An 18805-nucleotide genomic window follows, 5' to 3' on the forward strand; every position below is an offset into this window, starting at 1 on the left:
GGGATTCCTCTCTGAGGGTGTGGGGTTGAATTACTTTGTCCCGTCATCGAATCATTATGATACATTCCACTGCTATTTTTTGATTGTATGAAACCACCGCGCTAAAGTCAAGTCTATACGAAAAAAATGTCAGATCAAAGAAAAAAACCTGTCACCAACGGGGTGCAGGTCCAAAGGTATATATTGTATTAAAAAGGGGGTCATGCTGTTATTATAAACAGCTTATGTTAAGGGATCATGAATCTAATATTACAGTTATATTACAGGTTCGCTTAACCCGCTGAAATATACGCTCCGTGAGCGCGCAATTTTTGCACGATCCTGTCGTAATCCTCGTCCTCTACCGCCGCGCTAAGCACGTATTTCCACCCTTCCGGTTCGTCCCCGGTGTCGATAACGTCCCGGGCCGGGTCCATTTCCCGCTCGCCGGCCACCGCCTCGCTGTGCTCTCCGTTCAAAGTGTCGCTAGCGCCACGGCCGCCGAAGGCGAATGCCGGCAGCGCGCTTTGGCCGCCCCGCAGCGTCCCCGGAAGCGGCAAGCCAACGGTGCCGCCGGAATTCATTGAGCCGCTCGGAACGGGGAGCATCTGCACCAGCAGCTTGTCATTTTCGCCCGTTCTGTCGTCCACATGCCCCGCCTCCACCTGGCCCGGCGCATACGCCAGCAGGCTGATCCGCGCTCCCTCCACCTGATCCTCCGTGCGGAAATAGGCCTGAATATGTTTGGTCATGTTTGATCATCTCTCCTTTATTTCGGTAGCAAGCATCGATTGCCGAACGATTCTTTGCTTGTTATTGCCCGAATCGGGAGACTTTATGACGAATGCGCCTAAATCCGAAATGCCGTAAAACAACAAGCGCAAGCCGCTAGAGAACACTTGAACTCCTACAGCTTGCGCTTGTTTTCAAAACAGAACGGACTTGAGCACCGCCAAAATTTCTCTGTTGCCACGCCACTGCGTACGGCGGCCGCACTTGGCAAGCGTTCAGCTTCCCGGACGCGGAAGCCACTCGGCGGACGGCTTAACCTCCCGTGGGATCAACTCATAGGCTTCCGGTTCCGCCGAACGCGCCAACATGCGAGCTTCACTGCGGTCCCCCGCCGCCAGCAGCGGAACGCTCTGCCAATCTTTGGACTTCGTCGATTGACGCATGGGATTATGAACTCCTTCAGGTACGTTGTTGGTACCCTCAAGTGTACCCTCGGCAAACCCCAATTATCCCTTTATGAAACGTGATAGATCTAAGGGAGGGTGCCCCCACTTAAAAATAGCGGAACTTTATGACCTTAATTTCCGAAATTGAGCACGCTCATCGCCAATAGGGGACTTTTTTGTCCTTATTTTCCAATGAACGGTGCAAAAAGCGGTCATCGTCCTGCGAATTGAAGAAATAGCGACATAAATTCCCTCTATTTTCCTCAAAGTGGGTAATCACGCCGAATTAACGCCATTTTTTTCCCTTATCTGCTTGCTTGAGTTCGACTCCCCGTGCTCACGTTATTATAGGAACCGCCTATTAGCTTGCATCAGACGCTGGTGTCCGTTAGGATTGGATTCGCCTGCCGGATCGTTGGATCGTCCTGTCCTGCAAGCGCCAGCAAATCCCCACTTAAGCGCCGCCGGGGCTGTCCAATATCAGCGTGACAGGTCCCCAGTTGACGAGCTCGACATCCATGTCGGCCCCGAATTTCCCGGTTTCCACCGTCAGCCCTTTCTCCCGGAGCAGAGCGTTAAACCGCTCGTAAAGCGGCTCGGCGGTTTCCGGCCGGGCGGCCGCCGTGAAGCTTGGACGTTTGCCATTGCGGCAATCGCCGTACAGCGTAAATTGCGACACGGACAAAATAGCCCCGCCGATATCCAGCACGCTAAGGTTCATTTTGCCGGCCTCGTCCTCGAAAATGCGCAAACCGGCGATTTTTTCCGCCAAATAAGCGGCGTCCCGCTCCGTATCCCCGTGAGTAACGCCAACCAGCAGCATTAAGCCCCGCCCGATGGAACCGGTCGTTTCCCCTTCCACCGTGACGCGAGCCTGCCGGCAGCGCTGAGCTACAATTTTCATCTTCCTTCACCTTTCAAATACGGCTATTGCATAATCCGGTGCACCGTATACACGTCTTTGACCCGCTTGATTTTCTCCACCACGGATTGCAGGTGATCGGTATTGCGGATCAAAATCGTCATATGCACCAAAGCCATTTTATTTTTATCCGAACGGCCGGATACCGCCGAAATGTTCGTTTTGCTTTCCGAAACCGCCTGCAGCACTTCGTTTAGGAAGTTGCGGCGGTCGTGGCCGGTAATCTCGATATCGACGCTGTAGTTCGCTTCGATCGCGCCTTCCCATTCCACCTCGATCACGCGGGCCGCCTCTTCCCCGTCGGCGCCCGACGGGATATTCGGGCAGTCGCTGCGGTGCACGGAAACCCCGCGGCCGCGGGTAATGTAGCCGACAATTTCATCGCCAGGCACCGGATTGCAGCAGCGGGCAAAACGCACCAGCAGGTTGTCAATGCCTTTGACCACCACGCCGTTCGTCGGGCGATGCTTGCGTTCTTCCGGAGCCTTCACTTCCTTGACCTCGGAGGTCAATTCGATATGGCCGGCGGCCTCCTCCTGCTCCTTGCGCAGCTTTTCGGTCAGCTTGGTGACGACCTGGGACGCGGTAATGCCGCCAAAGCCGATGGCCGACAGCATGTCGTCGATGTCGTTAAAGGCGTATTTCCTGGCCGCCTCCAGCAGCTTCTCGTCCGTCATAAACGAAGGCGGCTCGAGCCCCGCGCGTTTCAGCTCGCGTTCGATCGCTTCGCGCCCCTTCTCGACGTTTTCCTCCCGCTTCTCTTTTTTGAACCATTGCTTGATTTTGCTTCGGGCGTGGGAGGACTGGGCGATTTTCAGCCAATCCTGGCTTGGCCCATAGGAATGCTTCGAAGTCAAAATTTCGACGATATCGCCCGTTTTCAAGCGATGGTCGAGCGGCACGATGCGCCCGTTCACTTTGGCGCCGATCGTACGGTTGCCCACCTCGGTATGAATCCTGTAGGCAAAATCGAGCGGGACGGAGCCGGCCGGCAGCTCGATGACTTCCCCGGATGGCGTGAACACAAACACCAGGTCGGAGAAAAAATCCATCTTGAGCGATTCCACGAATTCGGAGGCGTCCTTCGCCTCATGCTGCAGCTCCAAAATTTCGTTGAAAAACGTAATTTTGTTCACCAGGCCATTGGCGCCCGAGCCTTCTTTATAAGCCCAATGGGCCGCAATCCCGTATTCCGCCGTCCGGTGCATTTCCCAGGTGCGGATCTGCACCTCGGTTGGCTCTCCGTTCGGTCCAACGACCGTCGTATGCAGCGACTGGTACATATTCGCTTTGGGCATCGCAATGTAATCCTTGAACCGCCCCGGCATCGGTTTCCACAACGTATGGATAATGCCCAGCGTAGCGTAGCAATCCTTAATATTATCCACAATGATGCGAATGGCCAGCAGATCGTAAATTTCGTTGAACTGCTTGTTTTTCGTCGTCATTTTTTTGTATACGCTGTAAATATGCTTCGGCCGGCCGGACAAATCAGCCTGCACGCCCATTTCCTCCAGCTTTTCGGCGATGCGGGCGATGACGTTTTTGATGTATTCCTCGCGTTCGGCCCGCTTCTTGCGCATTAAGTTGGCGATCCGATAGTACTGTTGGGGATTGAGATACCGCAGCGCGATATCTTCCATCTCCCATTTGATCGCGGAAATACCCAATCTATTGGCAATCGGACAAAAAATTTCCAGCGTTTCGTAAGCGATCCGCCGCTGGCTTTCCTCCGACTGGTACTTCAGGGTCCGCATATTGTGCAGACGGTCCGCGAGTTTAATCACGATCACACGGATGTCCTGCGCCATGGCGATAAACATTTTCCGGTAGTTTTCGTTTTGCTGCTCTTCTTTGGATCTGAATTTGATCCGTTCCAGTTTCGTCAGCCCGTCGACAAGCAGAGCGCAGTCATTTCCGAATTGTTCCTGTATCTCTTTCAAAGACACGGTAGTGTCTTCTACGACATCATGAAGCAAGGCCGCAATGATCGACAATGCATCCATCTGCATGTTAACCACGATATCGGCCACCGCAAGGGGGTGAAGAATATACGGCTCTCCGGATTTGCGGACCTGTCCGTGATGGGCCTGCTCCGCAAACTCGTACGCTACCCGTATGCGCTGAAGCTCCGGTTCCTTTATATAGGCAGACGCCTTTTCGAGTAATTGCTCTATGCCCATTGAGATCCCCGTTCGATTCCTTTCTATATGAAAATATGCATAAATCGCCTTATTTTGATTTCCTATAATTATGACTCTTGCGTCCCCTCCCGTCAACTACCGGCTATCCGGCGGCCCGCAGCATTTCCGGCATGGCGGGATGCCCTGTTGCATGTCAAATGACCAGGCAGGGGATGTTATGGAAAATGACATGTCCGAGTAATTTCTTGTTGAAAAATGATGGCAATGTATTTAATCTATTAAGGATAGTTATCCTATGAACGTTTAAATTTAGAGGAGTGGTCCTGGTTGCAACGCGAAATTCAAGTTAACGAAAAAGTTCCTTTCGGACCCGGCGTTCTGCTGAGCTTACAGCATTTGTTCGCCATGTTCGGAAGCACCGTGCTCGTCCCGAACCTGTTCGGCGTCGACCCCGGCATGATCTTGCTGATGAACGGCATTGGCACCCTGCTTTATATTTTGATCTGCAAAGGGAAAATCCCCGCTTATCTCGGCTCCAGCTTTGCGTTTATCTCCCCGGTTACCCTGGTGATCGAGAACAATCCGGGTAACGGCTACGCCATGGCGCTCGGCGCTTTTATCGTGACCGGCGTCATTTTTGTCGTCATTGCGCTCCTGATCAAATATGCCGGTACCACATGGATTGACGTTGTGTTCCCTCCGGCGGCCATGGGCGCCATCGTTGCGCTGATCGGCCTCGAGCTTATTCCGGTGGCGGCGGGCATGGCCGGCTGGATCAACAGCGATCCGAGCAAACCATGGACTCCCGATCCAACCAGCATCATGCTCTCGCTCGTTACGCTGGGCGTTACCGTGCTAGGCGCCGTACTGTTTCGCGGATTCCCCAAAATCATACATATCCTGATCGGGATCGTCGTCGGTTATGTGCTGGCTTTAGTCCTGGACCAAGTCGATACCGCCAGGATCGCTGCAGCGAATTGGATTTCGCTGCCGACGGTGACCACGCCGCAGTGGAGCGTGCCGGCCATTATCACGATCATCCCCGTGGCGCTCGTCGTTATCGTTGAGCATATCGGGCATCTGCTCGTCACGAGCAATATCGTCGGCAGAGACCTGTCCAAAGATCCGGGCTTGCACCGTTCTTTGCTCGGCAACGGCATTTCGACGATCCTCTCCGGTTTTGTAGGCTCTACACCAAACACGACCTACGGGGAAAATATCGGCGTCATGGCGCTCACCAAAGTGTACTCCATATTCGTCATCGGCGGAGCCGCCATCTTTGCCATCCTGCTCTCCTTCTCGGGCAAATTTTCGGCGATCGTCGCCTGCATCCCGGCCCCGGTCATGGGCGGCGTTTCGCTCCTGCTGTTCGGCGTCATCGCCGCTTCCGGCCTGCGGATTTTCGTCGAGCAAAAGGTCGATTTCTCCAAGCCGACCAATATGCTGCTGGCTACGGTTGTCCTTGTCATCGGCCTCAGCGGAACGAAGTTGACGATGGGCAACGTCGAGCTTAAAGGAATGGCCCTGGCCACGATCGTCGGCATCCTGCTCAGCCTGTTCTTCAAGCTGATCCAGGTGCTTGGCTGGTCCAACGAGAAAGAAGATGCCGTGCATTAACACGATTAAGCGGATAAAAAAACCGTCGGAGCATATCACTCCGGCGGTCCATTGATGTGCAGCCCGATTGCCAGAAATAGCGGTAAAAAATGCCGTTATTCCAGCGATATCAGTCTAATGGAGAGAAATAAAGGAAATTTATGCCTCTATTTTCTCGGATCGCCAGGAAATGTCCGCGTTCTGAACCGTTCACAGGAAAATAAGGCCAAAATATTCCCCTATTGCGGATCAATCTGCATGGCTCAGATAATAGGAACATAAAATACCGCTATTTTGAATTTAATAACTCAGCTTTCGCAGCAACTGTATTTTTGCATTTGGTGGGAGCCCCGCGCTCCATCATTGAGCTAATAAAAGGCCGAGTCAGGAATCTATCCTGCTCGGCCTTTTTTCATTTTTAGTAAGTTACAAGGGAGAATACTTCAATGCCCGGCAATTTGGCCCGGCCGTTCAATTCGCTAAGCTCGATCAAAAACGCCGTGCCGATCACATTACCGCCCAACTCGCGCACAAGATTAACGGAAGTGGAAATCGTTCCCCCCGTCGCCAGCAGATCGTCAGCAATCAGCACGTTTTGGCCGGGTTTCACCGCGTCGCTATGCATCGCCAGCCGGTCTTTCCCGTACTCCAGATCGTATTCCACCTCAATCGTCTTGTAAGGGAGCTTGCCGCTTTTGCGGATCGGCACGAAGCCAACGCCAAGCGCATAGGCGAGCGGCGCCCCGACGACAAAACCGCGCGCTTCCGGCCCGGCGATGAGATCGATTTTCAGGCCCGCAACGAGCTCCTTCAAATCGTTGATGGCCTGCTGGTATTTGGCACCGTCGTTAAGCAAGGTCGTGATATCTTTGAAGCTGATCCCGGGCTGGGGAAAATCAGGAATCACCCGGATATAATTTTTATAGTCCAATTCAATCTCCTCCTAGGTAGAGTTGAACTATTGATTGTACGGATTAGGACAGCCGTGTGAAATGTTCTTACGATCACTGTTGTTCGCGGATTTCTGATGATTTTTTAGATTCCAACAAGGAAGAAATCCGCTCACAAAGGCGAACGCTGGCGCTTCTTCAGCATCATTTCACACTCTTGCCTATATCCCGCTCTTTCCTTAGTTCAACTTATAAAATAAGCTTGTTCCGTTCTTTAACAATACGCCGATAGACACTTATGAAGCCCCGCGCATACGGGTTAACATCCATTCGGTAATTTCCGGAACCCCGGCATGAAGCAGCATCTGTTCCATTTCGGCGAGCAGCCCGAGCTCCCGGTAACGGCTTGAGGTTTCCAGCGGCCGTTTGGAAGGAGAAGGGTTGACGGTGATGGTTCCAGACGTCCGGGAAATAAAACCCAGCTCCTCGAACACGCCCAGTGTTAACTCCAGCATCCGCCGCGACCAGCCGGTCCGTTTCAGCAGCGCCGCCATCATTTCTTCCTCGCGCAGGGCCTGCCCAGCGGTTCTGAGCAGCAGTCCGTAAACTTGCTTGAAATGATCGCGGGACGGTGTTTCGATCCTTTCCTGCGGCGAGCGCAGCGGATGAAGCAGATAGATCCTTTCCAGTGAAACAAACGCGTTCATCATCCGGCTCCAGCCTTCTGAGGAATCCGGAAGCTCAATCACAAACAACGTCGTAACGCCGTTCGCGCCCGCCGATTCCGCCAAGGCGTTCCCCGGTATGGCGCCATCGTCCTTATCATATACCCAAACTGAGGTGTCCTTCAAATCGCCAAGCTGAAGCAATTGGGAGCCCAAGCCCGCCGCAATCACGGCGGGGTTGTCCCGTTCATTCGCCGGCAGGTGAACAAGCGTGCTCTTAAGCTGCTCCAATTGCGTAGCCGGATTCCGCGAACCGCGGTAGTCGAACACCTGAAGATGGGAAACCGCAAGATCCTGAATCATCAGCTGTGGCTTGCGCGAGCCGTTCCATTCGTTGATTCCGGCTTCGCATACCATGTCCAAAACCGCTTCTTCCGCCAGCAGGGGCGCAAGCTCTCCTTTGCCGAAGGCTACAGCCTCCACGGTTTTTCCGTTTTGTCCGACAACCAACTTCAAATGTTTGCCGTCTTTGCCCATTTGCCGGCATTCCACCAGTTTTACGCCGCGTATCAGCAGGCGCGGGCACGTATTGGCCATCCCGAACGGAGCCAGGCTTTCCAGCTCCTCGATGGCCGATAACGTGATCTCCTTAAGCGAGCATTCCAAATCGGTCGTAATCACGGGTACAAAATGCTCCGGCCGAAGCTTGTCTGCGGCGAAGGCATTTAGGCGCCGCGAAAACTCGGCCAGGTTGCCGCGCGCCAGCGACATGCCCGCCGCCGACGGATGGCCGCCGAAATGGCCGAGCAAATCGGCGCAATCGGTTAGCCCCTCGTAGATATCGAAACCGGGTATGGAGCGGGCGGAGCCTTTGCATTCGCCGGTTTCCGGATTGATGCCAAGCACGATCGCCGGACGATAGTACCGCTCCAGCAGCTTGGAGGCTACGATGCCTACGACTCCGGCATTCCAGCCTTCGCCGGCCACAACGATGATATTCGGCAAACCCGTGTCACCGGTTTGCTGTTCCAGCTGCAGCAGCGCTTCCTGCACCATGCTCTCCACCAGCATCTGCCGCTCCTTGTTGAGCACATCGAGCTCCTCGGCAATCGCTTCGGCCTCGTCCGCGTTCTCCGCGGTCAGCAAGGCCACCGCCCGGTCCGCGTGGCTCATGCGCCCGCTGGCGTTGATGCGCGGCGCCAGCCCGAAAGCAACCGCCGTTGAGGTCACTTCGCCTTTGGACCAACCGGCCGTCCCAAGCAAGGCCGTCATCCCCGGGAAGGCGGATCGCGACATCGCGGCGAGTCCGGCGCGGACAAGCATACGGTTTTCTCCAACCAGCGGCATCAGGTCGGCAATCGTTCCAAGCGCAACCAGCTCCGTCCAGCATTCCGGCGTGTCATCTCCAAGCAGCGCTTTGGCCAGTTTGAAAGCGACACCGACACCGGCCAATCCCTTAAACGGATAAGGACAAAAGGGGAGCTTCGGATTAATTAAGGCATAGGCTTCCGGAAGCACCGCCGGCGGCTCGTGATGATCCGTCACGATCACGTCCATGCCCGCCACACGGGCATAAGCGATCTGTTCCACCGCGCTGATGCCGGTATCCACGGTAATGACCAGCGTAACTCCCTTCTGCCTAGCCTGCTCCAGAACCGGAATATGTAAACCGTAACCTTCCTTGGTGCGATGCGGAATATAGTATTCATATGTAGCGCCTAGCTTGCGCATCAGACAAATCATCAGCGTCGTCGAGGACACCCCGTCGGCGTCGTAATCTCCGCAGACTAGAATCCGCTCCCCGTTTTCGACGGCGCGGCGGATTCTCGGAACCGCTTCCTTCATGCCGCTAAGCAGCATCGGATCATGTTGATCGGCGACCGTTCCTTGCAAAAAAAGCTCCGCTTCCTCCGGCTTCGCAATCCCCCGCGTGACCAGCAGCGAGGCTATAAGCGGGGAGAGATGAAGCCCTTCGGCGAGCAAGCGGGCAGCTTCTTCGTCCGCGGGAAGCGGGTCCCAGCGATACTTGGAATGAAGCATAGGTGGCGTCACCTTCTTTCTAGAAGTTGAACTTCATTAATGTCTTTTACTCAGGGCCAGTGTCATTGCAGTAAATTCGGCAGATCGCTGCCGTTTTCCTCCGTGTTGCTCTTATAGGGATAACCGGCGTCGTAAGGCGCCACTTGAATCCGTACGTCGCTCACATGGGAAAACCGGTTGAGCAGCAGCATTTTGGCGCGGTTGGCGATGTCGTTGGCTTCCATGACCGTGATCCGCGGATTCACGCTGATTTTGGCGTCCACGGTGACGTAATGCCCGTTCTCCTGCGCTTTCAGCTCATCGACGGCAATCACGCCGTGAACCCGTTGCACCGTCTCGATAAAAGAAGCGGCATCCTCCTCTTGAATGGCGGAAACCAGCTGTCCGTAAAGGGATTCCCTGATCAGGCGGTACGCTCGCCAAAAGACGAGACAAGCGATGAAAAAGGCGGCCGCAGGATCAAGATAAAGCAATTCCTGAACCCCCATCGCCTGACCGGCTACCGCGCCAAAGACGCCGATGAACGCAGCCACGGAGGAATAGAGAGAGTAACGGTGCGTGGCAATCAGCGACTGTGCGGTTTTGGGCTCCTCTTTCCGCGACTGGCGAAAACGGAATTGGAACACCGCTTCCTTCAGGGCAAATGAAACGACGACGGCAACTCCGGCCATCACTTCCGGAGGCTGGAGCTCACCTCTGGCGATATTCGATATGGCGGCAATCATCATCTGCAGTCCGCCCATAAGCAGAAACACGGAAAAAAAGATCGCGAGCAGCGGCTCCGCCCTTTCTCTCCCGGCATATGCCGCGTGCAGCGCTCTCCGCTTCCTCAGACCGGGCCACTCCACTTTGCCGGCGATCTCGGCCGCGGCATCCGAAGCGGAATGCAAAGCGGCAGCCAGCAGCGCGCGGCTGTCAAACCATAGCCCCACCATCCCTTTGAAGATGGCGAGCGCAATATGACTCACGATGCTGAGCCAAGCGGCGGAATCGGAAAAGGCAGCATGTTCGCGTTTCATAATGACCTCCTAAAACCATGTAAAAACTGATGAAGAATGGTAGAGCCGCGTCTTAAATCGACGCGGCTCTTTTTTGAACCAACCGATGGCTAGATATCTTCAAAAAGCCGCTTAGGATGCTTTAGCCGGTTTATTCTTTTGCGTACCTTTAAAGACAAACCAGAGCGGGCTGGCAATAAAGATTGAAGAGTAAGCTCCGAACAGCAGGCCGATGACCATGGCGAGCGAGAACATCTTGATCGACTCGCCGCCCAACAGGAACAGGAAGAAGGCGGCCACAAACACGGTAAGCGCGGTATATAAGGAACGCATAATCGTCTGCGCTACGCTGTGGTTGACCAATTCAACAAGATCCTGCCGCGTTTTGAGCTTGGAAAAGCGCAAGTTCTCGCGAATCCGGTCGAAGATAACGATCGTATCGTTGATCGAATAACCGATGATCGTCAATACCGCGACGATAAAGGTCAAATCGACCTCCAATCGGAAAATGGAGAAAACCGCGATGACCATAAACGCATCGTGCAGCAAGGCCACGATCGCGGCAAGAGCAAACCGCCATTCAAAACGGATGCTGACGTAAATGATGATCCCTATACAGGAAATCAGCACGGCGTAAATTGCGTTGCGCGCCAATTCCCGGGCCATTTCCGGATCGACCGTATTGACTTCAAAGGAGGCTTTGTCGTCCAGCTTCGAGATTTCGCTTTTCAGCTGCGCATCGTTATCATCGCTAAGCACTTGTGTAAAGCGGATATTCATCCGGTCCTCGCCCGGGCTGATCGTCGTGCCTTCCGCAATGCCGAGCTTGTCCAAGACCGGTTTTACTTGCTCCGCCGTCAGCGGTTTTGTAAGCGAGATGTCCACATTGGAGCCCGCTTTAAAATCGACGCTGTAATTCAAGCCAAACACCGATAGGCAGATGAGACCAACGATCGTCAAGACGATCGACGCAATATAAAAGTACTTGCTGAGATGCACATAGTCCAGGTTTTTATTAAAGCGCACGAATATCACGCTCCTTTACGCCGAAATACTTCGGTTTCGACAGCTTGCCCGCCTTAAGCAGCAGATTCAGCAGGAAGCGGGAGAGATACACATTCGTGGCGATGCTGAGCACGATTTCCACGATCAGCACGAGCGCAAAACCTTTTACCGCGCCGGTGCCGAACCAGTACATTACCGCGGCAACGATAATGGTCGTAATATTCGAATCGAGAACCGTACGCAGGGAATGCTTGTCGCCTGCCTTCACGGCGGACATAACGCTCTTCCCGGAACGCATTTCTTCATGGATCCGTTCATTGGTAATGATGTTGGCGTCGACCGCCATCCCGATCCCGAGAATTAAAGCCGCGATCCCTGGCAGGGTAAGCGTAAAGTCCGCCCACACGAACACCAGAATAAGCAGCCAGGTATGAATGATAAGCGTAAGCGAGGCGATCAGCCCGGGAACCCGGTACATGCCGATCATAAACAACAAGATGAACACGGAAGCGATCAGCCCGGCTTCAATCGTTTGTTGCAGTGATAGCATGCCCAGCGTAGCGCCTACGCTTTGCGAATATTTCTCGGTCAATTTCAGCGGCAGGGCGCCGAGATTGATCTGGTCGCGCAGCTCCTTGGCTTCGTTTAAGTCTCCGCCAACGCTGATTTGCGCGGAGCCGTCCGTCAGCACCGCCTGAACCACGGGAGCCGATATCAGCTGGTCGTTCATGAAAATCGCCAGTGGTTTTCCAAGCAAACGCTTGGTTATTTCCGCAAACTTTTCTTTGTCTTTCACTTTAATGCTGACAACCGGCTCGTTCATCTGGGTGTATTCCAGTTTTGCCCCGTTTTCGACGAAATCCGTACCAACCATTTCGATCTTGTTGTACTCGTCCGGGTTCTTCTCCGTACCGTCCTTACTGCGGAATGTAAGGGAGGCAGGCTCTTTCATCGTTTTGCGCACCGTTGCCTCATCGGTGACACCGGCCAGCTTCAAGCGAATCCGGTTGGTGCCTTCGGTCGTGACTTCCGGTTCGCTTGTCCCCAGTTTGTTCGCCCGGTCCTCCAGGCTTTGCGCCGTCTTGAGAAGCGATGCCCTCGTCACCGCTCCTCCGCCTTCCAGCGGCGATGCTTCATACAAAATTTCAAAGCCGCCTTTCAAATCCAGGCCGAGACGTACGTTTTTCAACAGGCCGGGGCTTGTCCAGCCCATAATCCCGAGCGAGACAACCACGACGGTTATGAATGCGATGATTCTTTTCATCCCGTACTTCGTTCCCCTTTCAAATTCTCAATATTCCTATTATAGCGATGCCTGAAAAGCGAGTCAATTTATCAAATTTTGACGAAAAAAAGACCCCAGCCTCATATAAGACGGGATCCACGGTATGCGGAAATCGTCATATAATTCATAAATTGGGTCACTTTTAAGGAAAGTATATCGTTGACAAGTTGGTGCATTGGCGGAATGCCTTCTTTTTCATATTTTTGACTGACGCATTCCCAAATCTCAGGCCCGGTTACATGCTCGTAACCGATCAATCTGAATTCCTCCGCTTTGCTGCGGCATAGGCTTTCTATCGCCTCGTTCAACTCTTGTTCCGTCAATTCCTCTTCAGCCACGATTTCTGCCCCCTTCAACCCCCGTCTTAATACATTCTACTCCAATTTACCGATTCCTGCCTCTACTGACTTTTTCCAATTTTAAAAGCTTCCGAAAAGACAAGTCATGAACTTGTACAGGTAGGACATATCCATAGAATAACCCCCAAGAAAAAAACTATCGGCGAAGCTATTTCCGGGAGAGAGGGAAGCACTTTGAACAAACAAACCTTCATCCAAGGAACGATGATTCTGCTGGTGGCGGGAATCGTCAACCGGCTCCTTGGTTTCATTCCGCGCATTATGCTGCCCCGCGTGATCGGGGCGGAAGGGGTAGGACTTTATCAGCTTGGATATCCTTTCTTCCTCGTAATCGTAACGATCATTACCGGAGGGATTCCTTTGGCCGTCGCCAAGCTGGTGGCCGAAGCCGAGTCCTCGGGGAATCCGGGGCGTTCCCGCGCCATTTTGCGGACGAGCCTGGTGTTCACGACGGCGGCGGGTTTTCTGTTCACCTTTTTATGCTTGTTCGGGGCGCCTTGGGTAAGCCGTTATATCCTTACGGATGCCCGCGTTTACCATACCTTTGTCGCGATGAGCCCGATGATCGTCATCGTTGCCGTTTCTTCCGTTTTTCGCGGTTATTTTCAGGGCAAGCAGGACATGATTCCGTCCGCCGTCTCCTCCATTATGGAAACGGTGGCCCGCATCGTCTGCACGTTGTGGTTCGCGTATTTGCTTCTGCCGATGGGGATGGCGTACGCCGCGGCGGGAGCAATGCTAGGCGTCGTGGCCGGGGAAATCGTCGGGCTTGGCGTGTTGTTATGGCAGTACCGCCAGCTCAAACGGCGTGAGCGGAAGGAAACCGAAGCCCAGGAAACGCCGGGCAATCCGGACCCGGAGAAACAACCCTTGCTCGGCAAACTGCTGCGCCGGATTTTGCGCATTGCGATTCCGGTTACCGGCGGCAAGCTCGTCGGCTCGCTGTCCTACCTGCTGGAATCCATCACGACAGCGCGAAGCCTGGCGATGGCCGGAATCGGCGTCGCCGTGGCCACCTCCCAATACGGGGCGCTGCAAGGCATGGTTATTCCGCTGCTGCTGCTGCCCGGGGCGCTGACGTCTTCTTTGGCCGTCTCGCTCGTTCCTTCGCTGGCCGAAGCCCAGGCTCGCGGGGATATGCGGTCGATTCAGCTGCGGCTGCATCAATCGCTCCGGCTTGCACTGGTCACCGGCGCCCCGTTTGCCGCGATCATGTACGTGATGGCCGAGCCGCTCTGCCTGATCATCTACGACAACGCCGAAATCGCCGGAATGCTGAAGACGATGGCTCCGTTTGCGCTGTTCCTCTACGCGCAGGCGCCGCTGCAGGCGACGCTCCAAGCTTTAGACAAGCCGGGGCGGGCCCTGATCAACACCCTGACCGGAGCCGTCATCAAAATATCGCTGATCTTGTATCTCGCCTCCAATCCGTCCCTGGGCATTTATGGAGCCATCATCGCCATTGTCGTCAATTTTATCGTCGTGACGCTCATGCACGGATACAGCGTGGCCCGCATGCTCCGCTATTCGCTGCCATATCTGGATTTCACCAAAGTATGCGCCGCCATGGTCATTATGGCCGCAGCGGCTCATTACGCGATGAACCGCCTGCCGTTCGCTTCCGTCCCGGCAGTCCAATTTACCGCCGCGGCGGCGGCCTCCGGAATCTTGTATCTCGCGCTGGCCGGCGTCATGGGGCTGTTTGACCTGCACGACCTGAAACGGCTGCCGTTCCTGGGCAAGTGGTTCCGCCGCTGATGCGGCTTAGGTTTAGGTTCTTCACGTTTCATCCATAGGGTTGATATACAGTTTGCCATTATGATCGATACTGCAGAAAAACACCAGTTTAAAATCGCTAAGCCCTTTGGACTGAATTTGATTTTTCAGCCAAAATCTGGTTTTTCCGATCTTTTGCAAGTTTTCTTCGTTCACTTTGCCGTCCATAATCAGCGGCAGCGGCAGCTCTTCATATTTAATTTTGGAGACGATGGACGCGCTCTCCTTGTTTTTGCGCCCCCCGCTATTGTCCGCATTGCCGGATTTGTCCTTGGGGAAAACGCTTAGCTGTCCGCTCGTTTCCAGAACGGCAAACTCCACGTCCGCTACGCTGTCGACCTTTTTGGCACGCAGCTGCATGAGCAGATCGTCCAGATTGTACCGCTGCTTTCTCATTTCCTCGCGGTTGATTTTACCGTTATGAATGATGACGCTCGGCTTGCCGTCAAGCCATAACCGCAGCTTGCGGAAGCGGAGCGACAGCATGGCCATGCCGATTTGAATGAGTACGAGCGTGGCCATAGGGACAATTCCTTCATAGAGCGGTTTTTTGACGTCTTCCAAAGCAAATACGGCAATATCCGCAATCATGATTGAAATCACCAGATCAAAAATCGATAGCTTACCGACCTCTCTTTTTCCCATGATTCGCATCACGACAAATACAGTAATATACATCAGAACGGTTCGAAAGACATGGGGCAGCATATCATCGACCACGGCAATCCCTCCTCATGAAAAGATCGAACAGAACATGGTACTGGGTATTCTGACCGCCGCTTCTCCATTCCATGCGGTGTAACATGGAACTAAAAAGCGGATTGCCTGCAAGAATCTTCCTTAGAGGTAGTTCAAAAAGGTCGCTTTTGATCAACCTCTCCAAAAATATCGGTGCTACGCGGTAATAACTGCATGGGCTTGACCATAAAATGGTGGTAATAAGAGGACAGGAGGATGGCCTTATGCATTTCATCCGCAAATTATTTAGTTTTCGGATTTCGCAGCCTACCGTCTCGGGACTTTGGTACGCTTTCTTATGGATGATGATCGGGGCTCTGGTTTTGTCGCTGCTGCTGCAAGGCGAAATGCTGGAGGAGCCCGAGCTTGCGCTGTACACCTATCTCGTTCATGGCATCGCCGTGTTGTTCGGCGGCATCGTATCCGGAAAAAGAGCGAAGCAGAAAGGCTGGTACAAGGGTGGCCTGACCGGTCTGTTGTACGTTGTGCTGCTATTGCTTATCAGCTTTCTCGCCCTCGACACGTCGCTGACCCTGCGCGACTGCATCCTGCTGGCGCCGGGGCTTGTCATCGGGGCATTTGGGGGAATGATCGGGGTGAATTTAAACCGGAAGTGAATGAAAAAAGGGCCTAAGCCGGAAAATGGCTAAGACCCTTTTTGTTTCGATTATTTGCTGTCGGACTCCGTATTAACGCTGTGGCTGATGGCGCTGCGGTCAAACGTCAGCTTGGTGACGTCGTTGACGCGGATGACGACCGTATCGTCCGTCATCTCCATGATCGTACCGTGCAGGCCGCCGATCGTGACGATTTTGTCGCCTTTTTTCAGCTGATTCAGCATGGTGTTGCGCTGCTGCTGCTTTTTCTTTTGAGGACGGATCAGCAAAAAGTAAAATACGGCGATCATGATAACAAACGGGATAATCATCTGGATCAGAGAGCCTGTGCCTCCGGCTGCTCCGGCTCCTCCTGCTGCTGCAAACTGAAACATCTTGCGCGTTCCCCCCTTTCAAAAAACAAACTACGGACTTTTAAAATCCTTTTTCATTGCCGAACAACCCATACTGTTCGAAAAATTCATCGCGGAAACTAAGCAACCTGTCTTCCATGATGGCCTGGCGAACATTTTTCATCAGGTTAATGAGAAAATGCAGGTTATGGTATGTAGTTAACCGAAGCCCGAACGTTTCGTCCGCTTTAATCAGATGGCGAAGATAAGCCCTGGAATAATTTCGGCACGTGTAGCAATCGCATTCGGGATCAAGCGGTCCGAAATCCTTGGCATACTGGGCATTCCGTACCACCAGTCTGCCCTGGCTAGTCATCGTCGTGCCATTGCGGGCGATGCGGGTCGGCAGAACGCAGTCAAACATATCGACGCCGCGAATCGCACCTTCAATTAATGCATCAGGCGAACCGACACCCATTAAATACCGCGGTTTGTTCGCAGGCAAAAGAGGCACGGCATGTTCCAGCATCTCATACATTAATTGCTTGGGCTCGCCTACACTTAGTCCACCAATAGCATACCCCGGAAAATCCAGGGAAGTCAAATCGCGCGCGCTTTGTTCCCACAATTCTTTGTACATGCCGCCCTGCAGAATCGCGAACAGGCCCTGATCATGCGGACGGGCATGGCTTTTCAGACAGCGCTCGGCCCATCTCGTGGTGCGTTCCGTCGATTTTTTCACATATTCGTACTCTGCCGGGTAAGGAGGGCATTCGTCAAAGGCCATCATAATATCGGAGCCCAGGGCGTTTTGGATTTCCATGGCCACTTCAGGAGAAATAAACAGCTTGTCGCCATTCAAATGGGAGCGGAAATGCACGCCTTCTTCCGAGATTTTACGCATTTCGGCCAGCGAAAACACCTGAAAACCTCCGCTGTCGGTCAGAATCGCCCGATCCCAGTTCATGAACTTGTGCAGTCCGCCCGCTTCGCGGATAATCTCGTGGCCTGGCCGTAAAAAAAGATGGTACGTATTGCTCAAAATAATCCGCGCATCCATCTCCTTCAATTCCTCGGGACTCATCGTTTTAACCGTGGCTTGGGTACCGACCGGCATAAATGCCGGAGTATCAAACGACCCGTGCGGCGTGTGCACGCGGCCCAGTCTCGCCCCGGACTGCTTGCAGGTTTTTATGTGTTCATACGTTATTGCTGCTGCCACTCTAATCAACCGTCCTCTTCTTTCTTAATAAATAAACATGGCGTCGCCAAAACTGAAAAAGCGGTATTTCATCGCGATCGCTTCTTTGTAGGCGGCCATAATATGATCTCGTCCCGCCAGCGCGCTGACCAGCATAACAAGCGTTGATTTCGGAAGATGGAAATTCGTCAGCATAGCATCCACCAGCCCGAATTCATAACCCGGGTAAATGAAAATCCCGGTCCACCCGCTGCTGCGGACAATCGGACCGCCTTTGCACGCTTGAGCGACCGTCTCCAACGTGCGCGCGGACGTCGTTCCTACGGCAACGACTCTGCCGCCCTTGGCTTTGGTCTCGTTGATGATGTCGGCCGTCTCCTGCGGCAGCACGTAATATTCCTCATGCATGACATGATCCTCGACCCGCTCCACCGACATCGGGCGGAATGTGCCAAGGCCGACATGCAGCGTAACAAACGCGATGTTGATCCCTTTGGCCCGTACCTGCTCCAGCAGCTCCTCGGTAAAATGGAGCCCGGCCGTGGGCGCCGCCGCAGAGCCTTCGTGTTTGGAATAAACGGTTTGATACCGCTCGCGGTCGTCCAATTTTTCTTTGATATAAGGCGGCAAGGGCATCTGGCCCAAGCGATCCAAAATTTCGTTGAAAATGCCTTCGTAAAAAAAACGCAGCACCCGCTCGCCCATGTCCGCTTCCGATTCCACCGTCGCCCGCAGCTCATCGCCAAAAACGATCACCGCGCCCGTCTTTAGTTTTTTCCCGGGCTTGACCAGGGCTTCCCAGCGGTCTTCCCCAAGGTTTTTCAGAAGCAGCACTTCCGCTTTGGCGCCGGTATCCTGTTTGACCCCGAACAACCGGGCCGGGATCACGCGGGTATCGTTCAGCACAAGCGTATCGCCGGGATGAAGATAATCCAAAATAGCGGAAAAACTATGATGGCGGATTTCTCCGGTTTCCTTGTTCAATGTCAAGAGTCGCGAAGCGCTCCGCTCCGGAAGCGGAGTTTGGGCAATCAGTTCCTCCGGAAGATCGAAGTCGTACATATCTACATTCATTGTTCT

Annotated in this window: 17 protein-coding genes; 3 read left to right on the top strand and 14 right to left on the bottom strand. The window is 53.7% G+C overall.

Annotated elements, in window-relative coordinates:
* Positions 1-272 precede the first annotated feature (272 nt).
* The 4 genes from EHV15_RS32240 to EHV15_RS32250 all read right to left on the bottom strand — a co-directional run bounded on the left by EHV15_RS32240 (position 273) and on the right by EHV15_RS32250 (position 4262).
* A complete protein-coding gene (locus EHV15_RS32240; protein WP_128634859.1) occupies positions 273-731 on the bottom strand; it encodes a hypothetical protein in 459 nt (152 codons plus the stop codon).
* Between the two features lie 255 nt (positions 732-986).
* Complete coding sequence (locus EHV15_RS36750) at positions 987-1154, bottom strand: hypothetical protein (RefSeq protein ID WP_178076013.1); 168 nt, start codon at positions 1152-1154, stop codon at positions 987-989.
* 457 nt (positions 1155-1611) lie between these two features.
* Positions 1612-2061: a D-aminoacyl-tRNA deacylase gene (dtd, locus tag EHV15_RS32245; RefSeq protein WP_128634860.1), complete on the bottom strand. Its 450-nt coding sequence runs from the start codon at positions 2059-2061 to the stop codon at positions 1612-1614.
* A gap of 23 nt (positions 2062-2084) precedes the next feature.
* On the bottom strand, positions 2085-4262 hold the full coding sequence (locus tag EHV15_RS32250) for a RelA/SpoT family protein (protein WP_128634861.1): 2178 nt from the start codon (positions 4260-4262) through the stop codon (positions 2085-2087).
* 288 nt (positions 4263-4550) lie between these two features.
* Here EHV15_RS32250 and uraA point away from each other — a divergent pair, with 288 nt between their 5' ends.
* Positions 4551-5840: a uracil permease gene (uraA, locus tag EHV15_RS32255; protein WP_128634862.1), complete on the top strand. Its 1290-nt coding sequence runs from the start codon at positions 4551-4553 to the stop codon at positions 5838-5840.
* A gap of 397 nt (positions 5841-6237) precedes the next feature.
* On the opposite strand, the gene EHV15_RS32260 is transcribed toward uraA, so the two are convergent.
* The 6 genes from EHV15_RS32260 to EHV15_RS32285 all read right to left on the bottom strand — a co-directional run bounded on the left by EHV15_RS32260 (position 6238) and on the right by EHV15_RS32285 (position 13040).
* Positions 6238-6750, bottom strand: a complete 513-nt coding sequence (locus EHV15_RS32260) for an adenine phosphoribosyltransferase (RefSeq protein ID WP_128634863.1) — start codon at positions 6748-6750, stop codon at positions 6238-6240.
* 255 nt (positions 6751-7005) lie between these two features.
* Positions 7006-9414 (bottom strand): single-stranded-DNA-specific exonuclease RecJ, encoded by a 2409-nt coding sequence (gene recJ / locus EHV15_RS32265; RefSeq protein ID WP_128634864.1) that lies wholly within the window; start codon positions 9412-9414, stop codon positions 7006-7008.
* A gap of 62 nt (positions 9415-9476) precedes the next feature.
* Positions 9477-10433 carry a cation diffusion facilitator family transporter gene (locus tag EHV15_RS32270; protein ID WP_128634865.1) on the bottom strand — a complete coding sequence of 319 codons (957 nt, stop codon included), beginning with the start codon at positions 10431-10433 and terminating at the stop codon, positions 9477-9479.
* A 111-nt stretch (positions 10434-10544) separates the two neighbouring features.
* Positions 10545-11438: a protein translocase subunit SecF gene (secF, locus tag EHV15_RS32275; RefSeq protein ID WP_128634866.1), complete on the bottom strand. Its 894-nt coding sequence runs from the start codon at positions 11436-11438 to the stop codon at positions 10545-10547.
* Positions 11428-12681 (bottom strand): protein translocase subunit SecD, encoded by a 1254-nt coding sequence (gene secD, locus EHV15_RS32280; protein ID WP_128634867.1) that lies wholly within the window; start codon positions 12679-12681, stop codon positions 11428-11430. The genes secF and secD overlap by 11 nt, the downstream gene beginning before the upstream one ends.
* A gap of 101 nt (positions 12682-12782) precedes the next feature.
* Complete coding sequence (locus EHV15_RS32285; protein ID WP_128634868.1) at positions 12783-13040, bottom strand: post-transcriptional regulator; 258 nt, start codon at positions 13038-13040, stop codon at positions 12783-12785.
* Positions 13041-13235: 195 nt separating this feature from the next.
* On the opposite strand from EHV15_RS32285, the gene spoVB reads away from it, so the two are divergent.
* Complete coding sequence (gene spoVB, locus EHV15_RS32290; protein ID WP_128634869.1) at positions 13236-14819, top strand: stage V sporulation protein B; 1584 nt, start codon at positions 13236-13238, stop codon at positions 14817-14819.
* Positions 14820-14840: 21 nt separating this feature from the next.
* Here the strand turns inward: spoVB and EHV15_RS32295 are convergent, their stop codons facing one another.
* A complete protein-coding gene (locus tag EHV15_RS32295; protein ID WP_128635658.1) occupies positions 14841-15545 on the bottom strand; it encodes a DUF421 domain-containing protein in 705 nt (234 codons plus the stop codon).
* Between the two features lie 254 nt (positions 15546-15799).
* Between EHV15_RS32295 and EHV15_RS32300 the strand changes: the two genes are divergently transcribed.
* The gene (locus tag EHV15_RS32300; RefSeq protein WP_128634870.1) at positions 15800-16192 is read left to right on the top strand and encodes a TIGR04086 family membrane protein; all 393 of its coding nucleotides are present in this window, start codon (positions 15800-15802) and stop codon (positions 16190-16192) included.
* A gap of 50 nt (positions 16193-16242) precedes the next feature.
* Here EHV15_RS32300 and yajC read toward each other — a convergent pair whose 3' ends face one another.
* From yajC to queA, 3 genes are read right to left on the bottom strand one after another with little or no spacing between them, the layout of a single operon-like run.
* A complete protein-coding gene (yajC, locus tag EHV15_RS32305; protein WP_128634871.1) occupies positions 16243-16566 on the bottom strand; it encodes a preprotein translocase subunit YajC in 324 nt (107 codons plus the stop codon).
* Between the two features lie 40 nt (positions 16567-16606).
* Positions 16607-17746, bottom strand: a complete 1140-nt coding sequence (tgt, locus tag EHV15_RS32310) for a tRNA guanosine(34) transglycosylase Tgt (protein ID WP_128634872.1) — start codon at positions 17744-17746, stop codon at positions 16607-16609.
* A 24-nt stretch (positions 17747-17770) separates the two neighbouring features.
* A complete protein-coding gene (gene queA / locus EHV15_RS32315; RefSeq protein ID WP_128634873.1) occupies positions 17771-18799 on the bottom strand; it encodes a tRNA preQ1(34) S-adenosylmethionine ribosyltransferase-isomerase QueA in 1029 nt (342 codons plus the stop codon).
* Between the last annotated feature and the right edge of the window lie 6 nt (positions 18800-18805).

Origin of the sequence: Paenibacillus oralis, from assembly GCF_003863965.1 — a bacterium.
Lineage (GTDB): Bacteria > Bacillota > Bacilli > Paenibacillales > Paenibacillaceae > Fontibacillus > Fontibacillus oralis.